This is a genomic window from Actinocorallia longicatena, from assembly GCF_039534125.1.
In the GTDB taxonomy this organism is placed as follows: Bacteria; Actinomycetota; Actinomycetes; order Streptosporangiales; family Streptosporangiaceae; genus Actinocorallia; species Actinocorallia longicatena.
In genome coordinates, this window is the sequence record NZ_BAAAUV010000029.1 from 1 (window position 1) to 23,562 (window position 23,562).

General features: G+C 73.9%; 22 protein-coding genes. 15 read left to right on the plus strand and 7 right to left on the minus strand.

Annotation, left to right across the window (positions count from 1 at the left end; all coding sequences use genetic code 11):
* Positions 1-1,307: hemerythrin domain-containing protein (locus ABD785_RS34725; protein ID WP_486303553.1), on the plus strand; the 1,307-nt coding region annotated here is incomplete at its 5' end.
* Between the two features lie 74 nt (positions 1,308-1,381).
* Here ABD785_RS34725 and ABD785_RS34730 read toward each other — a convergent pair.
* Positions 1,382-1,924, minus strand: a complete 543-nt coding sequence (locus ABD785_RS34730) for a hypothetical protein (RefSeq protein WP_344837068.1) — start codon at positions 1,922-1,924, stop codon at positions 1,382-1,384.
* Positions 1,925-2,116: 192 nt separating this feature from the next.
* Here ABD785_RS34730 and ABD785_RS34735 point away from each other — a divergent pair, with 192 nt between their 5' ends.
* Positions 2,117-3,196 (plus strand): AI-2E family transporter, encoded by a 1,080-nt coding sequence (locus ABD785_RS34735; protein ID WP_344837071.1) that lies wholly within the window; start codon positions 2,117-2,119, stop codon positions 3,194-3,196.
* A gap of 38 nt (positions 3,197-3,234) precedes the next feature.
* Positions 3,235-4,281, plus strand: a complete 1,047-nt coding sequence (locus ABD785_RS34740; protein ID WP_344837073.1) for a zinc-dependent alcohol dehydrogenase family protein — start codon at positions 3,235-3,237, stop codon at positions 4,279-4,281.
* Here ABD785_RS34740 and ABD785_RS34745 read toward each other — a convergent pair.
* Entirely contained in the window at positions 4,259-5,038 is a 780-nt protein-coding gene (locus tag ABD785_RS34745) for a helix-turn-helix domain-containing protein (protein ID WP_344837075.1), read from the minus strand. The genes ABD785_RS34740 and ABD785_RS34745 overlap by 23 nt on opposite strands.
* Positions 5,035-5,667 (minus strand): hypothetical protein, encoded by a 633-nt coding sequence (locus tag ABD785_RS34750; protein WP_344837078.1) that lies wholly within the window; start codon positions 5,665-5,667, stop codon positions 5,035-5,037. The genes ABD785_RS34745 and ABD785_RS34750 overlap by 4 nt, the downstream gene beginning before the upstream one ends.
* Positions 5,668-5,871: 204 nt before the next feature.
* On the opposite strand from ABD785_RS34750, the gene ABD785_RS34755 reads away from it, so the two are divergent.
* From ABD785_RS34755 to ABD785_RS34775, 5 genes are read left to right on the plus strand one after another with little or no spacing between them, the layout of a single operon-like run.
* On the plus strand, positions 5,872-7,944 hold the full coding sequence (locus tag ABD785_RS34755; RefSeq protein ID WP_344837081.1) for a sensor histidine kinase: 2,073 nt from the start codon (positions 5,872-5,874) through the stop codon (positions 7,942-7,944).
* Entirely contained in the window at positions 7,941-10,010 is a 2,070-nt protein-coding gene (locus ABD785_RS34760; RefSeq protein ID WP_344837083.1) for a sensor histidine kinase, read from the plus strand. Before ABD785_RS34755 ends, ABD785_RS34760 begins: the two co-directional genes overlap by 4 nt.
* A complete protein-coding gene (locus tag ABD785_RS34765) occupies positions 10,007-10,663 on the plus strand; it encodes a response regulator transcription factor (RefSeq protein WP_344837086.1) in 657 nt (218 codons plus the stop codon). The genes ABD785_RS34760 and ABD785_RS34765 overlap by 4 nt, the downstream gene beginning before the upstream one ends.
* Before the next feature lie 44 nt (positions 10,664-10,707).
* Complete coding sequence (locus ABD785_RS34770) at positions 10,708-11,400, plus strand: carbonic anhydrase (RefSeq protein WP_344837090.1); 693 nt, start codon at positions 10,708-10,710, stop codon at positions 11,398-11,400.
* Between the two features lie 53 nt (positions 11,401-11,453).
* Complete coding sequence (locus ABD785_RS34775) at positions 11,454-13,388, plus strand: hypothetical protein (RefSeq protein ID WP_344837093.1); 1,935 nt, start codon at positions 11,454-11,456, stop codon at positions 13,386-13,388.
* A 36-nt stretch (positions 13,389-13,424) separates the two neighbouring features.
* Here ABD785_RS34775 and ABD785_RS34780 read toward each other — a convergent pair whose 3' ends face one another.
* Positions 13,425-14,201 carry an SDR family NAD(P)-dependent oxidoreductase gene (locus ABD785_RS34780; RefSeq protein WP_344837095.1) on the minus strand — a complete coding sequence of 259 codons (777 nt, stop codon included), beginning with the start codon at positions 14,199-14,201 and terminating at the stop codon, positions 13,425-13,427.
* The gene (locus tag ABD785_RS34785) at positions 14,198-14,662 is read right to left on the minus strand and encodes a GbsR/MarR family transcriptional regulator (RefSeq protein WP_344837097.1); all 465 of its coding nucleotides are present in this window, start codon (positions 14,660-14,662) and stop codon (positions 14,198-14,200) included. The genes ABD785_RS34780 and ABD785_RS34785 overlap by 4 nt, the downstream gene beginning before the upstream one ends.
* A 53-nt stretch (positions 14,663-14,715) precedes the next feature.
* Between ABD785_RS34785 and ABD785_RS34790 the strand changes: the two genes are divergently transcribed.
* Both ABD785_RS34790 and ABD785_RS34795 read left to right on the plus strand, forming a co-directional pair.
* Positions 14,716-15,603: an ABC transporter ATP-binding protein gene (locus ABD785_RS34790; protein ID WP_344837099.1), complete on the plus strand. Its 888-nt coding sequence runs from the start codon at positions 14,716-14,718 to the stop codon at positions 15,601-15,603.
* Complete coding sequence (locus ABD785_RS34795) at positions 15,600-17,180, plus strand: ABC transporter permease (RefSeq protein ID WP_344837102.1); 1,581 nt, start codon at positions 15,600-15,602, stop codon at positions 17,178-17,180. The genes ABD785_RS34790 and ABD785_RS34795 overlap by 4 nt, the downstream gene beginning before the upstream one ends.
* On the opposite strand, the gene ABD785_RS34800 is transcribed toward ABD785_RS34795, so the two are convergent.
* Positions 17,170-18,258, minus strand: coding sequence for an alpha/beta hydrolase (locus ABD785_RS34800; protein ID WP_344837104.1), 1,089 nt, complete (start codon positions 18,256-18,258; stop codon positions 17,170-17,172). The genes ABD785_RS34795 and ABD785_RS34800 overlap by 11 nt on opposite strands.
* 107 nt (positions 18,259-18,365) lie before the next feature.
* Between ABD785_RS34800 and ABD785_RS34805 the strand changes: the two genes are divergently transcribed.
* The gene (locus ABD785_RS34805) at positions 18,366-19,487 is read left to right on the plus strand and encodes a sensor histidine kinase (RefSeq protein ID WP_344837108.1); all 1,122 of its coding nucleotides are present in this window, start codon (positions 18,366-18,368) and stop codon (positions 19,485-19,487) included.
* On the plus strand, positions 19,475-20,134 hold the full coding sequence (locus ABD785_RS34810) for a response regulator (RefSeq protein WP_344837111.1): 660 nt from the start codon (positions 19,475-19,477) through the stop codon (positions 20,132-20,134). The genes ABD785_RS34805 and ABD785_RS34810 overlap by 13 nt, the downstream gene beginning before the upstream one ends.
* A 10-nt stretch (positions 20,135-20,144) precedes the next feature.
* Here the strand turns inward: ABD785_RS34810 and ABD785_RS34815 are convergent, their stop codons facing one another.
* Positions 20,145-21,113 (minus strand): DUF5937 family protein, encoded by a 969-nt coding sequence (locus ABD785_RS34815; RefSeq protein WP_344837113.1) that lies wholly within the window; start codon positions 21,111-21,113, stop codon positions 20,145-20,147.
* A gap of 70 nt (positions 21,114-21,183) precedes the next feature.
* Between ABD785_RS34815 and ABD785_RS34820 the strand changes: the two genes are divergently transcribed.
* The 3 genes from ABD785_RS34820 (at position 21,184) to ABD785_RS34830 (ending at position 23,561) form a co-directional block, all read left to right on the plus strand.
* Positions 21,184-22,248 carry a serine hydrolase domain-containing protein gene (locus ABD785_RS34820; protein WP_344837116.1) on the plus strand — a complete coding sequence of 355 codons (1,065 nt, stop codon included), beginning with the start codon at positions 21,184-21,186 and terminating at the stop codon, positions 22,246-22,248.
* 64 nt (positions 22,249-22,312) lie between these two features.
* Positions 22,313-23,188, plus strand: coding sequence for an EamA family transporter (locus ABD785_RS34825; RefSeq protein WP_344837119.1), 876 nt, complete (start codon positions 22,313-22,315; stop codon positions 23,186-23,188).
* 10 nt (positions 23,189-23,198) lie between these two features.
* Positions 23,199-23,561 carry a DUF4180 domain-containing protein gene (locus ABD785_RS34830; protein WP_344837121.1) on the plus strand — a complete coding sequence of 121 codons (363 nt, stop codon included), beginning with the start codon at positions 23,199-23,201 and terminating at the stop codon, positions 23,559-23,561.
* Position 23,562 lies beyond the last annotated feature (1 nt).

Here is a 23,562-nt window from a genome sequence, read left to right on the forward strand (position 1 = left end):
CCTCCTCACGGGGCGGCGCCGCCCCCGCCCCGCCCGCCGCCGAGCCCGTCCGGCCCTGGAGCGCGAGCAACACCGCCGCTCCCGCTGCCGGTCACGCCGCCGAGCCGTGGCGGCCCGACAGCCAGCGGCCCGCCACCGAACCGTGGGCGCCGCAGGGCGCCCCGCCCGCCGAGCCGGTCCAGCCGTGGGGCGCCCAGAACGCCCCCGGGGGAGAGCCGGTCCAGCCCTGGCGGCCGGACGGCCCTCCGCCGGTCGCGCCGTGGAATCCCCAGAACGCGCCGGGAACGGAACCCGTCCAGCCCTGGGGGGCCCAGAACGAGTCCTCCGCGCAGGCGCCGGTCCCGCAGTGGCGGCCTGAGGACGCCCAGCCGCCCGTGCAGCCCTGGACGGCGCAGAACCAGCCCGCGCCGCCCGAGCCGGTGCAGCCCTGGCGGCCCGACGACGCCCAGCGGCCCGCGGGCGCTCCGGACCAGGCGCCGCCCGTCCAGGGCGGGCAGGGACGGCCCACGGGCATGAAGATCGTCGAGCTGTACTCGATCCGGTTCCTGTGCGGGACCGACGACGTCGAGCGCATGGTCACCGAGGTGCGGCGGCGCGGGAAGTGGGCGCGTCAGCTGCGCGGCCAGGAGGTCTCCAGCGCGTCGGCGCCCGCGGTCCTGCTGGTCGGGGCGCCCTCCAGCGGACAGCGCAGGCTCGCCCGCATCGTCGCCCGCGCGCTCGCGGAGGTCGACTTCAGTGACGAGCGGGTCCGCACCCTGCACCTGGAGGAGATCCGCGACCGCGGGCCCGAGGGGCTGGAGGCGCTGCTCGCCGAGCACGGCGGCCACACCGTCCTGCTCGAGGGCCTGGACGAGCTGATCCTCGACGACGGCCAGGGACCGGCCTACGCCCGCGCCCTCTACCGGGTCCGCGCGGAGGGCGTCACCGAGACGACCCTCGTCGCCTCCTGCACGCCGGGGCGCTACGAGGAACTGCGCGGGCAGCATCCGGAGCTCGTCACCGACTTCAGGACCGTGCGCCTGCCCGACCTCGACGAGAACGAGACCCGGGTCGCGCTGCTGGCCCTGCTGGCCGAGGAGCGTTACGTCGGCCTCACCGACGACGCCTGGCCGGTCCTGCGCCGCGACCTGGCGTCCCTGCCGGGCCGGGGCCGTCTCGTCAACGCCCGCCTCGTCGAGGCCTACCTCGACCGCGCCTGCACCCGCCACCTCGGCCAGGCCGACGCCACCGTCGCCGTCCTCGGCGAACGCGGCTTCACCCTGTCGGCCCCCGATCTCGCCGGGGTCGCCGACGAGCTGCCGCACTGACGGCAAGGTCTGGAACGGGCGAAGGGCGGGCTCCCGCAGGAGCCCGCCCCGTTCGAAGCGTCAGGTGACCGCGATCAGATGGGCAGATCCGGGACGATCCGCTGCGGGCCCGTCGGCTGCGCGGGCCAGAGCTGGACCAGGTAGTGCTCGATGCCCTGCAGCTCCCGCAGGGCCGCCTGGAACTCCGCGCTGAAGGTGTCGCGGAAGCGGTCCAGCAGGTCGTCGTACAGGCGGGCGATCTCCGTACGGTGCCGGGCCCTGATCGCCACGTGGTAGCGGCCGACTCCGGCCGCGAGGCGCACGCCGTGCAGCACCGGTTCGCCCGTGGCCGTTCCCACGGCGATGGCGCCGCGCAGGTACAGCTCGGTGAAGGCCTCCTCGTCCCACGGGCCCGGAGTGGAGGGCGGCTCGGCGTCCCACTCCTCGAGCAGGAGCGTGATCTCCACGTCGTCCTGGAGGCTTCCGATCCACATCTGGTCGTAGCCGACGCTGACCAGGTGCTGGCCGGGCGGCGGCGGTGCCTGCAATCCCGAAGGGTCCGCGCCGAGATCGTGCACGCGGAACGTCCCCTTGTCCGGATGCAGCCGCACGCCCACCCGCAACAGTCTGCGATTCACCCCGTGTCCTTCCCCGGCCCCCGTGGCCGTCCCACCCCGCGCGCTCATTCCGCGCAAGAGGAACATCCTTGCGCATCTTGGGAGAGTTCGCCTGTGACTGTGGCCACCCCGGCCGAACAGGTTTCAGCGCGCACGGCGTAGACGAGTGTCGATCCGGGGCTCGGCCGCGCCCGCGGTCTACGGTCGGGGACCGTGGGGGAACGGATGCCGGGGTGGCTGCCGCGCGGGTTCGCGCTGGCCGGAGCGATGATCCTGGCGTTCATGGCCGGTCTCTGGGCGCTGGAGCGCCTCCAGGGGCTCCTGACGCTCATCCTGCTGGCCCTGTTCCTGGCCTTCGCGATAGAACCCGCGGTCAACCGGCTGGAGGCGCGCGGCCTGCGCAGGGGGGCCGCCACCGGGCTGATCTTCCTGCTGTTGCTCGGCACCGTCGCGGTCTTCGTCACCCTCATGGGCACCCTGCTGTTCGACCAGGTCACCAACCTCGTCAACAACGCCCCGCAGTACGCCGAGAGCGGGGTCGGCTGGATCAACGAGACCTTCAACGCGACGCTGTCGCAGCGCGACATCACCCGGCAGCTCGTCCAGCTCCAGTCGATCGCCTCCGGCCATCTGTCGCAGATCGCGGGAAACGTGTGGGGGATCGGCACGCATGCCATCGGCGTGCTGTTCAGGGGGCTCGGGCTCGCCCTGTTCACGTTCTATCTCTGCGCCGACGGGCCCCGCTTCCGCCGGACGGTCTGCGCGTTCCTGCCGCCCCGCCGCCAGCGCGACGTCCTGCGCGCCTGGGAGATCGCCGTGGACAAGACCGGCGGCTACCTCTACTCCCGCGCCCTGCTCGCCGCCGTCTCCGCCCTCGCCCACACCTGCGCGCTCCAGCTCCTCGGAGTCCCCAACGCCATCACCCTCGGCCTGTTCGTCGGGCTGGTCTCCCAGTTCGTCCCGACCGTCGGGACCTACATCGCCGGGACGGTGCCCGTCCTGGTCGCCCTCGCCAAGTCGCCGGGAACGGCCCTGTGGGTGCTGCTGTTCATCATCGCCTACCAGCAGTTCGAGAACTACGTCCTCCAGCCCAAGATCACCGCCCGGTCGATGGACATGCACCCGGCCGTCGCGTTCGGGCTCGTCGTGGCAGGAGCCGCCTTGTTCGGCGCCGCCGGCGCCATCCTGGCCCTGCCCGCCGGGGCCAGCATCCAGGCGTTCCTGTCGGCCTACGTGCGGCGCTACGCCGTCGAGGAGCACCCGCTGACCTCCGGTCCGGCCGACCCGGCGTAGCCTGGCCGGGACGGGTAGGTGAACTTCGGGGGAGGATCATGCGCGCCACGCTTCTGCACGCCGTACGGGACATCCGGGTCGAGGACGTGCCCGATCCCCGGATCCTGCATCCCGGAGACGCCGTCGTCCGTGTCATCGCCGCCTGCGTGTGCGGATCCGACCTGTGGCCCTACCGGGGCGTCTCGCCCGTCGAGGAGCCCCACCGCATCGGCCACGAGTTCGTCGGGACCGTCGAGGAGACCGGGACCGACGTGTGGTCGGTGCGGCCGGGGGACTTCGTCATCGCCCCGTTCTCGATCAGCGACAACGTCTGCGCGCACTGCCGGAACGGCGTCCAGACCTCCTGCGTCAACCACGCCTGGTGGGGCAGCTCCGACGCCGCGGGGCCCATCGACGGGGGCCAGGGCCAGGCCGTGCGCGTCCCGCACGCCGACGGCACGCTCGTGCCCGTCCGGGAGGCGTTCGAGCCGTCGCTCGTGCCCGGCCTGCTGACCCTGTCCGACGTGATGTCGACCGGTCACCACGCCGCCTTCTCCGGCGGCGTCACCGAGGGCAGCACGGTCGTGGTCGTCGGCGACGGGGCGGTCGGGCTGTGCGCGGTCATCGCCGCCCGCCGCCTCGGCGCGATCCGGATCATCATGATGTCCCGCCACCCCGACCGGCAGAAGCTCGCGCTGGACTTCGGCGCGACGGACCTGGTCACCGAGCGCGGCGAGGAGGGCGCCGCCAGGGTCACCGAACTGCTCGGCGGGATCGGCGCGGACGTCACCCTGGAGTGCGTGGGCACCAAGGAGTCCATGGAGCAGGCGGTCGACTGCACCCGTCCGGGCGGCCGGGTCGGCTATGTCGGCGCGACCGCGGGCGGGTCCCAGATGCCGATCCGCAAACTGTTCATCCGCAACGTCAGCGTCGCCGGGGGAGTCGCGCCCGCCCGTCGCTACATCCCCGAGCTGCTCCCCGACGTCCTGTCGGGCGAGATCACCCCGGGCCGGGTCTTCGACCTGGAGCTGCCGCTGGAGGAGGCCGCCGAGGCCTACCGGGCCATGGACGAGCGGCGCGCGGTCAAAGTCCTCCTGCACCCCTGATGGCGTGCGCGGTGGCGGCGTCGGCGGGGAAGAACGACTCGATCGCCAGCTCCGCCACCGTGATGTCCATCGGAGCGCCGAACGTGGCGAGGGTGGAGAAGAACACCAGCTCGCCGTCGCCGTACCGCAGCCGCAGCGGCACCACGATCTGGCCCGCGGGCGGCAGCAGCTCCGGCTGGTCGCACGGATAGGCCGTCAGCTCCTTGAGCAGCTCGGCCAGGAACGGGTCACCCAGATGGACGACCTGGTGGCGCAGTGTCGACAGCAGATGCGCCCGCCACTCGCCCAGGTTCACGATCCGCGGCGCCAGTCCCTCCGGATGGAGGGTGGCGCGCATCACGTTGTCCAGCAGGTCCGGATCGACGCCGTCGGTCAGGAGCCGGGCCCCCGCGTTGGCGTCGACCAGGTTCCAGCGGCAGTCGACCACCACCGCGGGGAAGGGCTCGTGTGCCGTCAGGACCTGCCGGACGGCGTCCATGACGGTCGCCAGCGCGTCCGAGGTGACCGGGGTCTCGGTGTAGACGGGGGCGTACCCCGCGGCCAGGAGGAGCAGGTTCTGCTCCCGCAGCGGAACCTCCAGCTCGTCGGCCAGGCGGAGCAGCATCTCCCGCGACGGCCGCGACCGGCCGGTCTCCACGAAGCTGAGGTGCCGGGTCGACACCCCGGCCCGCGACGCCAGATCGAGCTGGCTCCACCTGCGCCGGTCGCGCCAGCCGCGCAGCAGTTCCCCCACGGGCCGGGAGGTCTTCGTCGTCACATACGCGAATCTACGGCACCGGGACGCACCAGGAGGAGCACACCCAGAGTGGAGTAGGTCGCGATCAGCCAGAGGACGAACACGAGCGTGCCCGCCGCCCCCTCGAGCGCGATCTTTCCGACCATGCCCGCCACCAGCCAGAGCGAACCGGCCAGCGGAAGCCACCGCACCGCCCCCTGCCAGCGGCCCACCCTGATGATCGCGATCGCCGAGGCGAGCATGCCGATCTGCGACAGCGGCCAGGCGGGGTCCAGGACGTTCACCCACGTCGGCAGGTCCTCGTAGGTCTCGTAGGGGATCGAGCCGAGGTTCACCGCCATCGCCAGCGGGAACAGCGCCATCGGGATGATCGGGAACGCCCGCCCCTTGCGGTCCCCGGTCGCCCGGCAGGCCAGCACCAGCGCGCACAGCGCGCCCAGCCCCAGCAGGTACGGCACGCCGCTGATCATGTCCGCGACGTAGATCTTCTCGTCGTCGTAGCCGTCGAGATCGACGGCCACCCCGACGCCCCACGAGATCGGGCCGATCACCAGCAGCGCACCGACCGCCCGCACGAACGCGGCCGACGGGCCGCCGTTCGCACCGGGAACCCCCGGACCGACCTCACTGCGTTCCACCCGGATCGACATCTTCGCCTCACTCCCTCGTGGCCGGCGGCTCCCTGCCGCCACGGCCGTGTTCCCAGGTTCGGGGGGCGGCGTCCCAGGCCACCAGGGAGCACGGGGCCCCGAAAGGTCCCCCGCCGGATCGGGGACATCCGAGGACGTTGTCCCGGCCGGAAAAGGGACACCGCTCCCGCGACGGGACACCTCGCCCCATGCCACGCTGTCCCGGTGCGACCCCCCGCCCCCCGGCTCGACCGGGTCCTGCTCTCCCTCGCGGCCACCGCGACGGTCCTGTCCGTCATCGCCCTGGCGGGCGGATTCTGGGCCGACGCCCTCCTCGGCGACGCCCCCGGATCACGGTGGCTGGACTGGGCGCACTGGAGCTCGACCGTGCCGGGCGTCGCGTTCTGCGCCGCGGGGACCCTCATCGCCGCGAAGCTGCCGCGCCACCCGATCGCCTGGCTGCTGATCCTCAGCGGCCTCGCCGCCGCCGAGGACGGCTTCTGCTGCGCCTACGGCTCGCTGGCCATCGCCCGCGACGGCGACCTGCCGCTGGCCGATCTCGCGGTGTTCCTCGGCGCCAGGACCGGCCCGCTCCAGGACCTGACCTGGCCGATCCTCCTGCTGTTCTTCCCCGACGGGCGACTGCCCTCGCCGCGGTGGCGGATCCCGGCGGCCGTCGCGGTGACGGGACTGGCCGCCATGCCGGTCCTGCTGGCGATCGTGCCCTGGCAGACGTTCGTGGCCGTGCAGACCGGGGCGCCGGAGAGCGTCCCGGGGCTGGACTCGATCACGCTCGATCCGCTCGCCGTGGACCTCCCGGACGCGGTCTGGGATCACTTCATGATCGTCGTCGGGGTCATCGCGTCCGCGGCGTTCCTGACCGGCATCGCCGCCTTCGCGCGCAGGTTCGCCGGTTCCGATCCGATCCGGCGCGCCCAGCTGCGGTGGCTGCTGCTCGGGGTCGTCGCCCAGGTCCTGCTGATCGTCCTGGACCAGGTCGTCAAGGCCGCCGGATTCGCCCCCGTCACCCTCGACTACACCTTTCTCGCCGGACAGCTGATCCTGACCGCGGCGGTGGTCGTCGCCGTCCTGCGCTACCGGCTGTACGGAGCCGATCTGCTGCTCGGCTGGACCCTGCTCTACGGCTCGCTGGCCGCCGCGGTGGTGGCGATCGATCTGGCGGTCTTCGTCGGGGTCGGCCATCTCGTCGGCGGGGACAGGCTCGCCGGGGTCGCCGCCGCCGGGGTCGTCGCGGTGCTCTACTCACCGCTGCGGGTCCGGCTCCAGCGGCTGGTCCACCGGGTCCTGACCGGCAGGGGAGAGCCCTACGACGTGGTCTCCGCGCTCGCCCGCAGGCTGGAGGAGACCCCCGGCCCCGACGAGCTGCTCGCCGAGGTCGCCCGCGGCGTGGCCACCGCGTTCCGGTCGCCCTACGTGCGGGTCGAGCTCGACCGTGCCGACGGCACCACCATGATCGTCGAACAGGGGGAGACCCGCCCCGACACGGTCGTGCTGCCCTTCGCCTACCGCGACACCCCCATCGGTCGGCTCGCCCTCGTGCCACGGCTCGGCGCCCGGCTGTCGGACCGCGACCAGCGGCTGCTGGCCGACGTGGTCAGGCAGGCCGCCGCCGCGGCCCGTGCGACGGCCCTGACCGAGGAGCTCCAGCGCAGCCGGGAGGAGCTGGTCACCGGCATCGCCGAGGAGCGCCGCAGGCTCCGCAGGGACCTGCACGACGGCCTCGGGCCCGCCCTGGCCGCCGCCGGGCTGAAGATCCAGGCCGCCAGGAACCTCGCCCGCCGCGATCCGGCCGCCGCCGACGCCACCCTGAAGGAGGTCGGCACCGACCTGTCCGATGTCCTGGCCGACGTGCGCAGGCTCGTCCACGACCTGCGGCCGCCCGCCCTCGACCAGTTCGGGCTCCTCGGCGCCATCGAGCAGCAGGCCTCCGGGTTCGACGCGGTCACCGTCCACGCCAGCGGAGACCTGTCCGGGCTGCCCGCCGCCGTCGAGGTGGCCGCCTACCGGATCGTCGGCGAGGCCCTCGCGAACGTCGCCCGGCACGCCGGCGCCACCCGCTGCACCGTCGACCTCGTCCACGACGGCGAGACCCTCCGCCTCCAGATCACCGACGACGGCCGCGGTCTGCCCGCGGGTGCCCATCTCGGCGTCGGCATCGTCGCCATGCGCGAACGCGCCGAGGAACTCGGCGGCACCTGCCGGCTCACCCGCGCCCCCAGCAGCGGCACCCGCGTGACCGCCGCCCTGCCCGCCCGCACGGAGGCGTTCACCGCATGAGAACCGACCGGATCCTGCGCTCCCTCGCCATCGTCCTGGGGCTGCTCGGCCTCGCCGCGACGGCCGGAGCCGCCTGGACCGACCACCTCAACGACGGCCGGACCATCCCCGGCCCGCTGGACTGGAGCTACTGGGGCTCGGCGCTGTCCGGGCTGAGCCTGCTCCTGCCCGGAAGCGTCCTGGCGGTGCGGATGCCCCGGCACTGGCTGACCTGGCTGCTCATCGCCTGCGGCGCCAGCTCGGTCCTCGCCGCGCTCGGCACCTGCTACGCCACCTACTCTCTCCTCTCCCACGACGGCGACCTGCCCCTCACCTGGGCGGCGATCATCACCGGCGGCCGGTTCGGGCCCCTGGTCCACTTCGCCATCCCCGCCCTGATGGTCCTGTTCCCCGACGGCCTGCCCAGGCGCCTCGGCCAGCGGATCCTCGCCGCCATCGGGCTGACGCTCATCAGCGTGGCCATCGGCTCCGTCCTCACCCTGCCCTGGCAGGCCCAGACCGAGCCCGGCGTCGTCCCGCACCCCGCCCTGGCCCGCTTCGAGCTCGACCCGTTCACCCCGCCGGGCCTGGACCGGATCGCGACGCCCCTCACCGACCGGCTCTTCGGAATCGCCTTCGTGACCGGGGCGCTGCTGGTCATCGCCGTCTTCGTGAGCGGCTACCGCGCCGCCGGGGGCGCCGGGCGGGCCCAGCGGCGCTGGATGCTCCTCGCCCTGATCGCGAACCTGCTGTTCGTGGTCCTGGCGATCTCCTTCCCCGACATGCCCGCCGGCACCTGGGACGTCGTCTTCGTCCTGGAGAACATGCTGCTGTCCGCGGCGGCGATCATCGCGATCACCCGGTACCGGCTGTACGACGTGGATCTGCTGCTCGGCTGGACCCTGCTGTACGCGGTCCTGGCCGCGGCCGTCGTCGCGATCGACCTCGCCGTGTTCGTCGCCGTCCAGTCCCTGGTCCGCGACCGGGTCGCGGGCGTCGCCGCGGCCGGGGTCGTCGCGGTGCTCTACTCCCCGCTGAGGGTGCGGCTCCAGCGGCTGGTCAACCGGCTCCTCACCGGCCGCGGCGACCCCTACGAGGTCGTCTCGGCCCTCGCCCGGAGGCTGGAGGAGTCACCGGGCCCCGAGGACCTGCTGGAGGAGACCGCGCGGGGCGTCGCCGCCGCCTACCGGTCGCCCTATGTGCGGGTGGAGCTCGACCGCGCCGACGGCACCACCCTGATCGTCGAGGAGGGCACGGCCAGAGCGGACGCCGTGGTGCTCCCCTTCGGCTACCGCGACGCCGCCATCGGCAGGCTCGCCCTGGTCCCGCGGCGCGGCACCCGCCTGTCGGAGGAGGACCAGCGGCTGCTCGCCGACGTGGTCAGGCAGGCCGCGGCGGCCGTACGGGCCACGGCGCTGACCGAGGAACTCCAGCGTAGCCGAGAGGGGCTCGTGACGGGCATCGCGGAGGAGCGGCGCAGGCTCCGCCGGGACCTGCACGACGGGCTCGGGCCCTCGCTCGCCGCCGCGGGGCTGAAGATCCAGGCCGCCAGGAACCTCGCGGGCCGCGACGCGGAGCGGGCCGACCGGACCCTCACCGAGGTCGGCGCCGACCTGACGACCGTCCTGGGCGACGTCCGCAGGCTCGTCCACGACCTGCGGCCGCCCGCCCTCGACCAGTTCGGGCTCCTGGGCGCGATCCGGCAGCAGGCGGCCAGGTTCGGCGGCGGCGCCCTGGCCGTCACGGTCACCGCCGACGGCGACACGGCCGGGCTGCCCGCGGCCGTCGAGGTCGCGGTCTTCCGGATCGTGGGCGAGGCGCTGTCGAACGTGGCCCGCCACGCCGCCGCCACCCGCTGCACGGTCGTCCTGGCCCGCACGGAGACCGCGATCCGCGCCGAGATCACCGACGACGGGCGGGGCGTCCCCGCCGGTGCCCTGGTCGGCGTCGGGATCGTCGCCATGCGCGAGCGCGCGGCCGAGCTCGGCGGCAGCTGCCTCATCGAGGCCGTGGCCGGCGGCGGGACCCGCGTACGGGCCGATCTGCCTGCGATGATGGGGGCCACCCCCGAGCAAGGAGCGGCATGACCGGCCCGCGTGTACTCATCGCCGACGACCATCCCGTCTACCGCGACGGCCTGCGCCTCATGCTGGCCTCCACCGGCGAGGTCGAGGTCGTGGGCACCGCCGCGGACGGCCAGGAGGCCGTGGAACGCGCCGCCGAACTCACCCCCGACGTGATCGTCATGGACCTGCAGATGCCCCGCCTGGACGGCATCGAGGCGACGCGCAGGATCGTCGCCGCCCGTCCGGGAACGGGGATCCTCGCCCTCACCATGCACGACGACGACGAGTCGGTGTTCGCCGCCATGCTGGCCGGGGCCCGCGGCTACCTCGTCAAGGGCGCCGACCAGGAGGAGATCCTGCGCGCCATCACCGCCGTCGCCCACGGGGAAGCGATCTTCGGTCCGGCCCTCGCGGCCCGGGTCACCCGCTACTTCACGCTCCTGGCCGCCGCGGGACCGCCCGCGGAGACGGAGCCGTTCCCGCAGCTCACCTCCCGCGAACGCGACGTCCTCGACCTGATCGCGGCGGGCCTGCCGAACCCGCAGATCGCGGCCCGTCTCTACCTGTCGCCCAAGACCGTCCGCAACAACGTGTCCAACGTCTTCGCCAAGCTCCAGGTCGCCGACCGGGCCCAGGCGATCGTCAGGGCACGGGAGGCGGGCCTCGGCCGCTAGGGCATTGGCACCTCCCGTCCCGCCCGCCCCGCCGATGTACCGGTATGGAACAGGTGTGGACCAGAAGGGCGGCGCTCGCCCTGGCCCTGACGACGTTGACGGCGTGTGCCCACGACACCGGCGGGGCCGCCCCCCGCGACGACGCCCGGACGTTGACCGGAGCCCAGGCGTGGGCGCGGCTGATGGCGGGCAACCGGCGGTGGGCGGCGGGACGTCCGGTCCATCCCGACTCCAGCGAGGGCAGGAGACGCGGGGTCGCCTCCGCCCAGCGGCCGTTCGCCGCCGTCGTGTCGTGCATCGACTCACGGGTGCCGCCCGAGACCGTCTTCGACCAGGGGATCGGCGACCTGTACGCCGTCCGCACGGGCGCGGCATCCCTTGACGACCTGGTGCTGGCCTCCGCCGAGTACGGCCCGATCGAGTCGGCCACCCCGCTGGTCGTGGTCCTCGGCCACGAGCGGTGCGGCGCGGTCACGGCGGCCGTCCACGCCCTGCGCGACGGGATCCGCCCGCCGGGCCACCTCGATCGCCTGGTGGAGACGCTCAGGCCCGCCTACGAGGCGGCGGCTCGACGAGGCGGCGACCCGGTCGAGGAGACCGTCCGGGAGCAGGTCGCCAGGACCGTCTCCGCCCTCACCCGTGACGACGCCCTGGAGCCCCTCATGGGGTCGGGCCGCCTCACCGTGACCGGCGCGCTGTACCGGCTGGAATCCGGACAGGTGACGCCCCTGGCGTGAAATCACAGGAACAGCGGGTTACATCTGCAGCTTGGGACATTTACGCTTACGTGGTGTCTGGGAGATCGCGTCCACCGGCCGACCTTCTACGGTCGGGTCCCGAACCACCCAAGCCGCCGCGGCGGGCCCGCTCCCGGCGGGCGGAGATCATCGGGGCGGCGGTCCTCGTGGTCGCCGGTGGCACCGCCGGCGTGATCCTCACCCAGGGCGGCGGCGACGGCCGCAATCCCGCGGGGGTGAAGCTGCCCGGCGCACGGCCCGCGGCGGCCGGTGAGGAGACCCGCCCCCTCAGCGGCATGTTCCCCGCCGACACCTCGGCCAAGGGCGACGGGCGCGACCAGGAGCTCACCGCCGTCGCGACCTCGGGGCAGACCGTCGTCGCGGTCGGCGCCGACCGCGACCCCCAGGGCGGGGGCGCCCGCGCCCTGTTCGTGGTGTCCACCGACGGCGGCCACACCTGGAAGGCCTCCGGCGTGCCGGGCGGCGGTGCCGTGCCCCGCTGGGTCGCCGGGACCGAGGGGGGCTGGCTGGCAGGGGCCGCCGACGGCACGCTGTGGCGCTCGCCCGACGGCCTCGCCTGGGAACGCGGAGCCGAGGGAGCGGGCAAGGTCTTCGGCCCCGCCGACCGGATCATCGGCGTGGTCTCCTCGCCCAAGGGCTGGGTGGCGATCGGGCTGACCCCCTCGCCGCTGCCCCTCAAGGCGGTCCCGGTGATGTGGACCTCCACCGACGGCGCGGTCTGGAAGCGGCTGTCCGGCGGGTTCCCGCTGCCCGCCGCCGACGAGCTCGTCGCCCTCACCCGCATCTCGGCGGGCGGCTCGGGCATCACGCTCGAGGGCATCCGGATGAAGCACCTGGAGAAGACTCCCTTCCAGCGTGACGTCGTCTGGACCAGCGACAACGGCGGGCAGAGCTGGGACGTCATGTCCAAGACCGAGAACCGGGCGGTCACCAGACCCGAGAGCGCCTACGACCTCATCCCCGGCCCCGCCGCCGGGACGATCTCGGCGAAGGCGGGACGCGTCCAGGACGGTCCCGACCTCGATCCGACGCTGACCGTCAAGGACGGGTCGGGCCAGGAACGCCAGGTGAGCCTCGTCGACATTCCCGGAGTCATCGGCCACGACCTCAGCGTCAGCGCCCTCGCCGAGGACAAGGGCCTCAGGATCGCCGCGGGGAGCAGCGACGGGCGTCCCCAGATCTGGACCTCCGACGGAGGCTCCTGGAGCCGTGCCACCCTGCCCGAGGCGCCCGAGCGGGGCCGGTTTACGGCCGTCGCCGCGGGACCGTCCGGCTGGGTCGCCACCGGCCCCGGGCTGCTCTACACCTCGCCCGACGCCAGGACCTGGACCGCTTCGAAGACGCTGCCGTCGCGGCCGCTGCTCGCCGCGGGACCCGGCGGCTACCTGATCGTCGACGTGTCGACCGTCTGGCGCAGCAGTGACCTGACCTCGTGGACGAAGACCGCCTTCGGTGACGGCACCCCGCACGCGATCACCGCGCGTCCGGGCGGCTACACCGCGGCCGGGGACCTGTCGGGCCGCCCCGTCACCTGGTCGAGCACCGATGGGACCTCCTGGACGGCGAAGGAGATGCCCGCCCCCGCCGGCACGGCTCTCACGCACGTCAGCGCGGCGAACGGCACGGTCGTCGCGATCGGCGACACCGCGGGACGGCCGCTGGCCTTCTCCTCCGCCGACGCGGGTGAATCCTGGAACCAGGCCGACCTGCCCGGGGCACCGGCCGTCCTGACCGTCCTCACCGCCGGCAAGCAGTGGTTCGCGGCCGGAACCCGCAACGGCGAGGTCATCACCTGGACCTCACCCGACGGCCGCACCTGGCAGGCCGCCGCCCACCAGGGCACGGGCCTGTCCGGCCCCGGCGACCAGACCGTCAGCGCCGCCGCCCCCCTCGACGGCACCCTGACGGCCGTCACGGTCTCCGACGCCCTGACCCCCTACCTCTGGAAGCCCGGCGAAGGAGCCTGAGGAACGGATCAGCGGGCACGAATCAGCGGGCACGGATCAGTGGGCGGAGAAGCCGCCGTCGACGAACAGGGCCTGGCCGGTGACGAAGGACGCCGCCGGCGAGGTCAGGAAGAGGGCGGCGGCGGGGAAGTCGGCGGGCAGGCCGTTGCGGCCGACGAAGGTCCGCCCGGCCAGCTCGGCCAGGAAGGCGGGATCGGCGGAGGCCTGGGCGGTCAGGGGCGTGATGACGAAGCCCGGGATGAGGGTGTTGCAGGTGACGCCGCGCGATGACCACGCCTCGGCCTGGGAGCGGGTCAGGGCGACCACGCCCGCCTTGGACACGCCGTAGGCGCCGGAGTTGAAGAAGGCGCGGAACGACTGCTGTGAGCCGATGTTGAGGACGCGGCCCCAGCCGCGTGCGGCCATCGCCGGGCCGAACCGCTGGCCGAGCACGTAGGGGGCGTCGAGGTTGACGGCGAGGGAGGTGTCCCAGTGGTCGTCGGTGAGGTCGTCCATGTGGGGCCGGGGGTTGACGCCCGCGCTGTTGACGAGGATGTCGGGCTCGCCGAACGGCAGCACCGCCCGCTCGGCGGCCTCGCGGATCGCGGCCCGTCCGCGCGACAGGTCGGCGGCGACCGCGGCGGCGGAGCAACCGTGCGACTCCAGTTCCGCGACGGTGCCGTCCAGGGCCTCGGTGCCGCGCGCCAGGACCACCACGTTCGCGCCCGCCCTGCCGAGGGCCAGCGCGATCGCCCGGCCGATGCCGGAGGTGCCGCCGGTGACGAGCGCCGTCTTGTCCCGCAGGCCGAACAGCTCGTCCAGGTAACCGCTCACCGTGCTCCTCTGCTCGCGTGCCAGCGTTCGAGCAGGTCGGTCATCTCGCCCTGCATGAAGACGAAGAAGTCTCTCATCTCGGCGAACCGCTCCGCCGACGGGGTGCCGGGCGCCAGGGCGGGCATCCCCTCCTCGGTGACCTTGACGATCGCCCGGTACGCGGTGCCCTTCATGATGCTCGCCTCGTACCAGGCGTCCTCGGGCAGGGCGTAGGCGTGCTGACGGGAGCCGGGCGCCGGATGGCGTCGCAGCATCCCGATCTGGAGGAGGTACCGGACGGCCCCGGAGATCGCCGCGGGGCTGACCTCGAGGCGTTCCGCCAGTTCGGCGGCCGTGAGGGACTCGGAGTCGGCTGTCATCATCGCCATCAGCACGCGCGCGGGCATCTTGGGGAAGCCCAGGTCGGCCCAGGTCATCGCCATGTGCTCGACAAGCCTGCGGACCCCTTCCTCGTCTCTCATGGCGTCAGTTTACTACATTCACAAAATTGTGAAACTTGTGTAGTGTCTGAAACATGAACGATGTCATCGAGGTGGCCGGGCTGGTCAAGTCCTTCGGCCGCACCCGTGCGCTGGACGGGCTCGACCTGGGCGTCCGGTCCGGCGAGGTGCACGGGTTCCTCGGCCCGAACGGCTCGGGCAAGTCGACGACCATCCGCGCGCTGCTCGGCCTCATCCGCGCCGACGGCGGAACCGCACGGCTGCTCGGCGGCGACCCGTGGGCCGACGCGACCCGGCTGCACCGGCGCCTGGCCTACGTCCCGGGCGATGTGACGCTCTGGCCGAACCTGTCCGGCGGCGAGGTCATCGACCTGCTCGGCTCGCTGCGCGGCGGGCTCGATCCCAAGCGCCGCGCCGACCTGCTGGAGCGCTTCGAACTCGATCCGAAGAAGAAGGGCCGTGCCTACTCTAAGGGCAACCGGCAGAAGGTCGCCCTGGTCGCCGCGTTCGCCTCCGACGCCGAACTGCTCATCCTCGACGAGCCGACCTCGGGCCTCGACCCGCTGATGGAGGAGAGCTTCCAGGAGTGCGTCCGGGAGGAGAAGCGGGCCGGCCGGACGGTGCTGCTGTCCAGCCACATCCTCTCCGAGGTCGAGGCCCTCTGCGACCGGGTGACGATCATCCGCAAGGGACGAACCGTGGAGACCGGGACGCTGGCCGGCCTCCGGCACCTGACCAGGACCTCGCTCCAGGCCGACCTGGACTCCGTTCCCGAGGGCCTCGGCGATCTGCCGGGCGTCCACGACCTCGTCGTCGAGGGGACCAGGGTCAGGTGCGAGGTCGACTCCGCCCGCCTCGAGCCGGTCCTCCGGGCGTTCGTCGAGCACGGCGTCCTCGGCCTCACCAGCCGGCCGCCCACCCTCGAGCAGCTCTTCCTGCGCCACTACGAGGAGGCGCGATGAGCGCCTACGCCGGAACCGGCACGCTGCTGCGCCTCTGGCTGCGCCGCGACCGGATCATGCTGCCGTTCTGGTTGTACGCCCTGACCGGATATGTCGCCAGCACCGCACTGGGCTTCAGGTCGCTGTACGACACGCCCGCCTCGATCCACGACTTCGCCTCGGGCATCACCTCCAACGGGGCGATGCTCGCCTTCTACGGAGAGCTGCGCGCCGAGACCCTCGGTGGCCTGGTGTCGTGGCGGCTCGGCTCGACCGGCGGGGCGATGGTCGCGGTCATGGCTGTGTTCCTCGTCATCAGGCACACCAGGGCCGAAGAGGAGACCGGACGGCTCGAACTGGTCGGCTCGACCGCGATCGGCCGTCGCACGGCTCTCACCGCCGGGCTGCTCGTTGGCGTGGGCGCCGCGGTGACGCTCGGGGTCCTCGCCTCGATCGTCCTGATCGCCTGCGGTCTGCCGGTCGCGGGCTCGCTGGCGTTCGCGGCGGGCTGGACCGCGGTCGGGCTCGTCTTCTCGGCCGTCGCCGCGGCCGCCGCGCAGTTCACGGAGAACACCAGGACCGCGCGCGGCCTGGCCCTGGCGGCGGTCGGGGCCTCCTTCGCGCTGCGCGCCGTCGGCGACGCCGGACCCGGCGCCCTGTCCTGGCTGTCCCCGCTCGGCTGGACCGGTGAGCTGGCCGCCTACGCGGGGGAGCGCTGGTGGGTGTTGTTCCTCCCGCTGGCGGCCACGGCGGCGCTCACCGCCGCGGCCTACGGGCTCGCGGACCGCAGGGACCTGGGCGCGGGCCTGCTCCCCACGCGCCTGGGCCCCGCCACCGGTACGGTCCGCGGGGTGTTCGGGCTCGCCGCACGGCTCCAGCGCGGCACGCTCCTGGCCTGGACGGCCGGATTCGCCCTCTACGGAGCCGCCATCGGCGGGATCGCCGAAGGCGCCGACGATCTGGTCAGGGACAGCGGCGGAACCCGCGAGATCCTCGAGAGGATCGGCGGAAGCGGAGCCGTCACCGACACGTTCCTGTCGGCGATGTTCGGCATCATCGGCCTGCTCGTGTCCGCCTACGGCGTGCAGACCGCGCTGCGGCTGCGCGGCGAGGAGACCGACACCCACCTGGAACTGCTCCTGGCCACCCCGGCCCGGCGCCCGTCATGGACGCTCGGCCACCTCGTCTGGACCTTCGGCGGGATCGTGGTCGTGCTGGCCGCCTGCGGGCTGGCCGCCGGAACCGTCCGGGCGGCGAGCACCGGCGCCTCCTCCGACATCGCCCGGCTCACCGGCGTGGCCCTCGCCCAGGCGCCGGCCGCCTGGACCGTCGCCGGGGCGGCCGTCCTGCTGTTCGGGCTCGTGCCGCGCGCCTCCCAGGCGGCCTGGGGCGTGCTCGCGGCGTTCGGGCTGCTCGGCCAGTTCGGCCCGCTGCTGGAGCTCCCGCAACCGGTGATGGACCTGTCGCCGTTCACCCACACCCCGCATCTCCCCGGCGCGGACGCCCCGCTCGTCCCGCTGGTCTGGCTGGCCCTGACCGCGCTGGTGGTGACGGTCGCGGGGATCGCGGGCTTCACCCGTCGCGACCTCATGTCCTGACCAGCAGAGCGAAGGCCTCGACCGCCTCGGCGACCGCGCAGGACCGCGGCGAGGCGAACAGGTCGAAGGCGTGCTGCCCGCCGGGGAGCTCGGCGAAGACGACCGGCCCCCCGGACGCCGCCCGGAGCCTCCCGGCGAACTCCCTGGCCGCCTCGACCGGCACCAGCGAGTCGCGGTCCCCGTGCGCGACGAGGAACGGGGGAGCGTCCGCCCGCAGCCGGTCCAGCGGTGAGGAGCCCGCTCCCGTCTCGTAGTAGCGGCCGTAGTAGCCGTACAGGCACACCACCCCGCGCACCGGGACGCCGCCCAGCGCGATCGACGCCGCCAGATGCGCTCCCGCGGAGCCTCCCGCCAGGAACAGCGCCGAGGGATCGGCGCCGTAGCCGGGGGCGTGCTCGCGCGCCCACGCGACGGCCGCCTCGGCGTCGGCGACGTGCTCGGCGAACCCGGCGGACGGCCGCAGCCGGTAGTTCGCCGACAGGCACACCCATCCGTGCGCGGCCAGCCGGTGAAGAAGCTGCCGCGCCTCCCGGTTCTTGCGTCCGCTGAAGTAGCCGCCTCCGTGGAAGTGGACCAGGACGGGCCCGCCCTTCGGCAGGTCCCGCCGGTGCAGGACGTCCAGCCGGTTCCTCTTCCCCGCGGGCCCGTAGGACAGGTCCGCGACCCGCACGACCCCGCGGCGCCGCACCCGCAGCGGCAGGACGAGCCCGGCCAGGGCAGACGGCCGTCCGGCGGGGAGCACCGACCGCCACCGGGGGCCGAAGGCTCCGCTCATCGCGGCGTCCACGGCCGGGCCGGTGCGCAGGCCCCGCCGGGCGATGACCGCCAGGACGAGGCAGGTGAGGGAAGCCAGCGCCGCGCCCACGACGCCGACCGGGTTGCCGAGCCCGTCGTCCAGGGCCGTCCAGACGGTGACCACGGCCAGCCAGCAGGCGGCGAGCACGGGCAGCTCGTACACGATCAGAGAGCACCGGAAGGACATCATGGCCAGGGCGCGGCCGCGGAAGGGAACGAGGGCGAAGACGGTGGCGGAGGCGACGATCACGACGGCCACCAGATAACCGTAGGGCTGGTCCATGACCTCAGCCTGACCCCGGGACCGCCAGCGCCGCGTCGGCCCGAAGACGGTGGACCCTAGACTTTGGTCGGTGCCGCCGCGCCCGCCCGCCCGGTTACGGTGAGCCGGTGCATGAGGAGACCGAACGGCCGGTGCCGCCCGTCGTGGCCGTCGCGGTGGCGGCGGGGACCGGGCTGCTGACCGCTTTGACGATCGCCGGGGGCGCGACGAGCGCGCTCGACGTCACGGTGGGCGCCGTGTCCTGCCTGCTGTCGCCGGTCATGCTGTGGCGGCCGGTCGGTAGTGCGCTCGGCCTGAGCGTGCTCGCGGTCCTTTCCCCCGCGGCGACCCCCGCGGCCACGTGCGCGACCGTCGAGGTCGCCAGGGCCAGGCGGCTGCCGGTCGCGATCGGAGCGGCCGTCGCGGGGGCCGCCGCCCACCTGCTCCAGGGGGCGTGGCGGCCGAGCGAGGGCATCTCCCGAGGCTGGTGGTCGCTCCTGGTCGTCCTCGCCTACGGAGCCCTGGTCGGCTGGGGCGCCGTGGCCAGGGCCCGGCGGGCGGCGCTGGCCTCCCTGAGGGAGCGCGCCCGCAGGGCCGAGGCCGAGCAGGAGCGGCGCGTCACCGAGGCCAGGGTCGCCGAGCGGGCCCGGATCGCCCGGGAGATGCACGACGTGCTGGCGCACCGGCTGTCGCTGGTCGCCACCTACGCCGGTGCCCTGGAGTACCGGCCCGACGCCCCGCCCGAACAGCTCTCGAAGGCCGCCGGGGTGGTGCGGGCCGGGGTCCACCAGGCGCTGGAGGAACTGCGCGAGGTGATCCTCCTGCTGCGCGACGACGGCACCGAACAGGACGGGCCGCCGCAGCCCGTCCTGGCCGACCTCGACCGCCTCATCGCCGAGGCCCGCGACGCCGGCGGACGAATCGATCTCCACGAGGCCCTCCAGGAGCCCGGCAGCCTTCCGCAGGCGGCGGGCCGCACCGCCTACCGGGTCGTCCAGGAGGCCCTCACCAACGCCCGCAAGCACGCCTCGGGACGGCCCGTCACGGTCGGCCTCACCGGCGGGCCAGGCGACGGCCTGCGGATCGAGATCGGCAACCCCCTGCCCGCCGAGCCGCTGCCCGCCCCGCCGGGCAGCGGGACCGGCCTGATCGGCCTGGGCGAGCGGGTCCGCCTGGCCGGAGGACGCCTGGAGCACGGGCGGGAGGCCGGGCGCTTCACGCTGACCGCCTGGCTACCATGGCCCGCGTGACCCCTCCCGTGCGCGTGCTGATCGTCGACGACGACGCCCTCGTCCGCGCCGGACTGACGATGATGCTCGACGGCCTGCCCGGCATCACCGTCACGGGGGAGGCCGACGACGGCGCGGAGGTCCCGGCGGCGGCCGACGCCTGCCGTCCCGACGTGGTCCTGATGGACCTGCGGATGCCCCGCGTCGACGGCATCACCGCCACCCGGCTGCTCCGCCGCCGCCCCCGGCCACCCGAAGTGATCATCCTGACGACCTTCGACGCCGACGAGAACATCCTGCACGCCCTGCGCGCCGGCGCCAGCGGCTTCCTGCTGAAGGACACCCCGCCCGCGCAGATCGTCGAGGCGATCGGCAGGGTCGCCCGGGGGGAGCCGATCCTGTCCCCGTCGATCACCCGCCGTCTGATGGACCGCGCCGTCCACCAGGCCGGGAACCACGAACGGGCCAGGGCCGCCCTGGCCGCCCTCAGCCCGCGCGAGCACGAGGTCGTCATGGCCGTGGCCCGCGGCGCCTCCAACGCCGAGATCGCCGCGGGTCTCTACATGAGCGTCCCGACCGTCAAGGCCCACATCTCCCACATCCTGACCAAGCTGTCCCTGGACAACCGCACCCAGATCGCCCTCCTCGCCCACGACGCGGGCCTCTAGGCGTCAGTATCTAGGGCATCAGGCGGTCGGCGAGGTCGGTGCGGGCGTACAGGACACCGCGGCCGGCCCGGGCGCGGGTGACCAGGCGGGCGTCGTGCAGGACCTTCAGGTGGTGGGAGACGGCGCCGGGGGTGACCTCGAGCAGGCGGGCCAGTTCCGTGGTGGTCGCCGGTTCGGCGAGGGTCGTGAGGATCGTCGCCTTGGGTGAGCCGATGAGGGCCGCGAGCGTTCCGGGAGGTGGCGGCGGGCCGGTCCGCCAGACGGTCGCGGCCCCCCGGACCGGGTAGGTGATCATCGGCGGGTGGTCGGGGCTGTTGGGCGGGCCCGGGGTGTTCACGAACAGGGCCGGGACCAGGCACAGGCCGCGTCCGCTGCCGGGGTTGCGGCTGTCGGGGTGGGCGAAGGACAGGTCCATGCTGACGGTGCCGCGGCGGAAGGCGATCGAGGGGTGGAGGTCGGCGAACAGATGGGCGACCCCGCCCTCGGCGAGCCGCAGTGCCCGGTAGCGCAGGTCGGCCTCGAGGACGCCGCGGATGCGCGGCCAGTGCCGGGCCAGCGTCAGCTCCCAGTAGGCCTCCAGCAGGCGGGCCAGCCGGTCGCGCAGCACCGCGGGCCGGGCCAGGAGCGGCTCCAGCAGGGCCGGGACGGTGCCGCCCGTGTGGGCGGTGCGGATGTCGGCGGCGACCTTCGCGGGATCCGTTGCCCGCGCCCGGTCGAGCTCCGCGCCGAAGTCGGGGGCGAGCTGGTCGGGGCGGGGGGTGAGGAAGTCCGGGACGAGCCTGCGCGGGCCCACCAGGGCCAGCAGCAGCGAGATGTCGAGGTCGCCGAGATCGGCGGCCGCGCTCTCCAGCCAGGGCCGTTGCAGCACGTAGTAGCCGGGCAGCCGCCACACCCGCAGCGACAGGACGGCCTCCATCAGCGGTGAGGCGGCGAACCGGGTCTCGGCCAGGTCGCCCGCGTCCAGGTGCAGTTCGTACATCGGGCCTCACCTTAGATCACCTGGATAAATGGTTGGCCCGCGGCCGCCGGGCGGGGCTACGTTGCGCGCTATGGCGGAGATCCAGGGCACGTGCGAGGACCGTTTCACCGTGGTGGCCGAGGCGCTGGCGGCCTCGCTGGACGCGGGGGACGGGGGTGCGTCGGCCGCGGTCTTCGTGGACGGCGAGCCGGCGGCCGATCTGTGGGGCGGGCACGTCGACGCGGCGCGAACCGTCCCGTGGGAGCGCGACACGATCACGAGCGTCTGGTCGACCACCAAGACGATGACGGCCCTGAGCGCCCTGATCCTGGCCGACCGGGGAGAGCTCGACCTGGACGCGCCCGTCGCCCGCTACTGGCCGGAGTTCGCGGCCGCGGGCAGGGAGGGCGTGCTGGTCAGGCATCTCCTCGGCCACACCGCGGGGCTGCCCGTCTGGGACGGGCCGACGACCGTCGAGGACCTCTACGACCGGAACACGGCCGCCGCGAGGCTGGCAGCGCAGGCGCCGGAGTGGGCGCCGGGCACCGAGGGCGGCTACCACTCGATCACCTTCGGGCATCTGGTCGGCGAGGTGGTCCTGCGGGCGACCGGACGTGATCTCGGCACGTTCTTCGCCGAGGAGGTGGCCGGGCCGCTGGGCGCCGACTTCCACATCGGGCTGGCCGCCGAGCACGACCACCGGGTCGCCCCGCTCATCGCCGACCCCCGGGGCGACCGGCCGGAGGGATTCCTGGTCGGGGTGGCCGACGCCAACACCGCGGCCTGGCGGCGCGCGGGGCTGCCCGCGGTCGGCGGGTTCGGGAACGCACGCTCGGTCGCCGCCGTGCAGTCGGTCCTGGCGTGCGGGGGCGCCGCCGGGGGTGCGCGGCTGCTGTCGGAGGCGGGATGCGAGCGGGTCTTCGAGGAGCAGTTCAGCGGCGAGGACCGTGTGCTGGGCACGCCGATCCGCTGGGGCATGGGCTACCGGCTGGAGAACCGGACCTGCTCGTGGGGCGGCTGGGGCGGCTCGCTGGTCCTGGTGGACCGCGACCGCCGGATGGCGGTCTCCTACGTGATGAACCAGGTCCTCTGGGACGACGGCTACGCCCGCGCCCTCGGCGTCGTGATGGCCGCCTACGAAGGCCTCTCCGCGTGACCGGGCATTGAGGCCAGGGCTAAAAGGATTCCCACGGATCGGGGGATCGGCTGAGGTGGGGGGCATGCTCACCTACCTCGCCGTGCTCTTCGCCGGGCTGCTCCACGCCGTCTGGAACGCTCTCGTCGCCCGTCCGGGCGGCCGGACGGGCAAGGACGCGGAGACGGCGAGCGGCTCCGACGACCGCTACATCGCTTTCGCGATCATCGGCCTCACCTCGGCGGTGGCGTGCGCGCCGCTCGCCCTCTTCCACGTTCCCGCCCTGCCCGCCTGGCCCTACGTGATCACGTCGGTGGTGCTGCACATCGGCTACACGCTGCTGCTGATCCGCTGCTACACCGTCGGCGACTTCGGGCAGGTGTACCCGATCGCCAGGGGCAGCGCGCCGCTGATCGTCGCGGCGGTCGCGACCCTGCTGGGGGAGCACCTCAGCCTGACGCAGCTGCTGGGGCTGGCCGCGGTCTGCGGCGGGCTGGGCGCGCTGGCGATCGCCGGACGCCGCGGTGCCCCCTCACGGCCCGCCCTGCTCGCCGCGCTGGGCACGGGCGCCTCGATCGCCGCCTACACCGTCGTCGACGGCCTCGGCGTCCGCAGGGCCGAGGGCTCCCTCGGCTACACCGCCTGGCTGTTCCTCCTGGAGGGCGGTCTCGTCGCCGCCGGAGTGCTCGCCGTGAAGGGCGGGGCGGTCATGGCGGCGCCCCGCCGGATGTGGGCGATGTCGGCGACGGGCGGCGTGGTGTCGACGCTCGCCTACGGGATCGTGGTCTGGGCCCAGACCCGCAGCCCGCTGGCCGAGGTCGCGGCCCTGCGGGAGACCGGCGTCATCTGGGGCGCGGTGATCGGGGCGGTGTTCTTCGCGGAACGCCTCGGCCGGCGCCGCATCGCCGCGGCCGCGGTGGTCGCCCTGGGCGTGATCCTGCTCAACGCCCACCCCGCATAGGATGACGATCATGGATGAGATCGTCGAGCTGTCGGGTACCCCCGTCCTGGTGTGCGCGGCCGACGGCCCGCCGGTCACTTCGGAGCGCGACGCGCTCGACCTGATCGGGAACCGGGGCCCGGCCGACTGGATCGCGGTGCCGGTGGCCCGGCTGGACCCGGAGTTCTTCCGGCTTTCGTCGGGGCTGGCGGGCGACGTGCTCCAGAAGTTCACCAACTACGGCACGGGACTGGCCGTCATCGGCGACGTGGCGGCGCTGACCGCCGCCAGCGAGCCCCTCGCGGCCCTGGTCAGGGAGTCCAACCGGGGCCGCAGGCACTGGTTCCTGCCCGACCTGGACGCGCTGACGGGCCGCCTCGCGGCATCGTCCTGAG

Excerpts from the sequence above, each read along its gene's own strand:
- ABD785_RS34740 (WP_344837073.1), top strand. The coding sequence starts at position 3,235 with ATGCGCGCCACGCTTCTGCACGCCGTACGGGACATCCGGGTCGAGGAC.
- ABD785_RS34750 (WP_344837078.1), bottom strand. The coding sequence starts at position 5,667 with ATGTCGATCCGGGTGGAACGCAGTGAGGTCGGTCCGGGGGTTCCCGGT.
- ABD785_RS34760 (WP_344837083.1), top strand. The coding sequence starts at position 7,941 with ATGAGAACCGACCGGATCCTGCGCTCCCTCGCCATCGTCCTGGGGCTG.
- ABD785_RS34765 (WP_344837086.1), top strand. The coding sequence starts at position 10,007 with ATGACCGGCCCGCGTGTACTCATCGCCGACGACCATCCCGTCTACCGC.
- ABD785_RS34770 (WP_344837090.1), top strand. The coding sequence starts at position 10,708 with ATGGAACAGGTGTGGACCAGAAGGGCGGCGCTCGCCCTGGCCCTGACG.
- ABD785_RS34785 (WP_344837097.1), bottom strand. The coding sequence starts at position 14,662 with ATGAGAGACGAGGAAGGGGTCCGCAGGCTTGTCGAGCACATGGCGATG.
- ABD785_RS34790 (WP_344837099.1), top strand. The coding sequence starts at position 14,716 with ATGAACGATGTCATCGAGGTGGCCGGGCTGGTCAAGTCCTTCGGCCGC.
- ABD785_RS34795 (WP_344837102.1), top strand. The coding sequence starts at position 15,600 with ATGAGCGCCTACGCCGGAACCGGCACGCTGCTGCGCCTCTGGCTGCGC.
- ABD785_RS34800 (WP_344837104.1), bottom strand. The coding sequence starts at position 18,258 with ATGGACCAGCCCTACGGTTATCTGGTGGCCGTCGTGATCGTCGCCTCC.
- ABD785_RS34810 (WP_344837111.1), top strand. The coding sequence starts at position 19,475 with ATGGCCCGCGTGACCCCTCCCGTGCGCGTGCTGATCGTCGACGACGAC.
- ABD785_RS34815 (WP_344837113.1), bottom strand. The coding sequence starts at position 21,113 with ATGTACGAACTGCACCTGGACGCGGGCGACCTGGCCGAGACCCGGTTC.
- ABD785_RS34820 (WP_344837116.1), top strand. The coding sequence starts at position 21,184 with ATGGCGGAGATCCAGGGCACGTGCGAGGACCGTTTCACCGTGGTGGCC.
- ABD785_RS34825 (WP_344837119.1), top strand. The coding sequence starts at position 22,313 with ATGCTCACCTACCTCGCCGTGCTCTTCGCCGGGCTGCTCCACGCCGTC.
- ABD785_RS34830 (WP_344837121.1), top strand. The coding sequence starts at position 23,199 with ATGGATGAGATCGTCGAGCTGTCGGGTACCCCCGTCCTGGTGTGCGCG.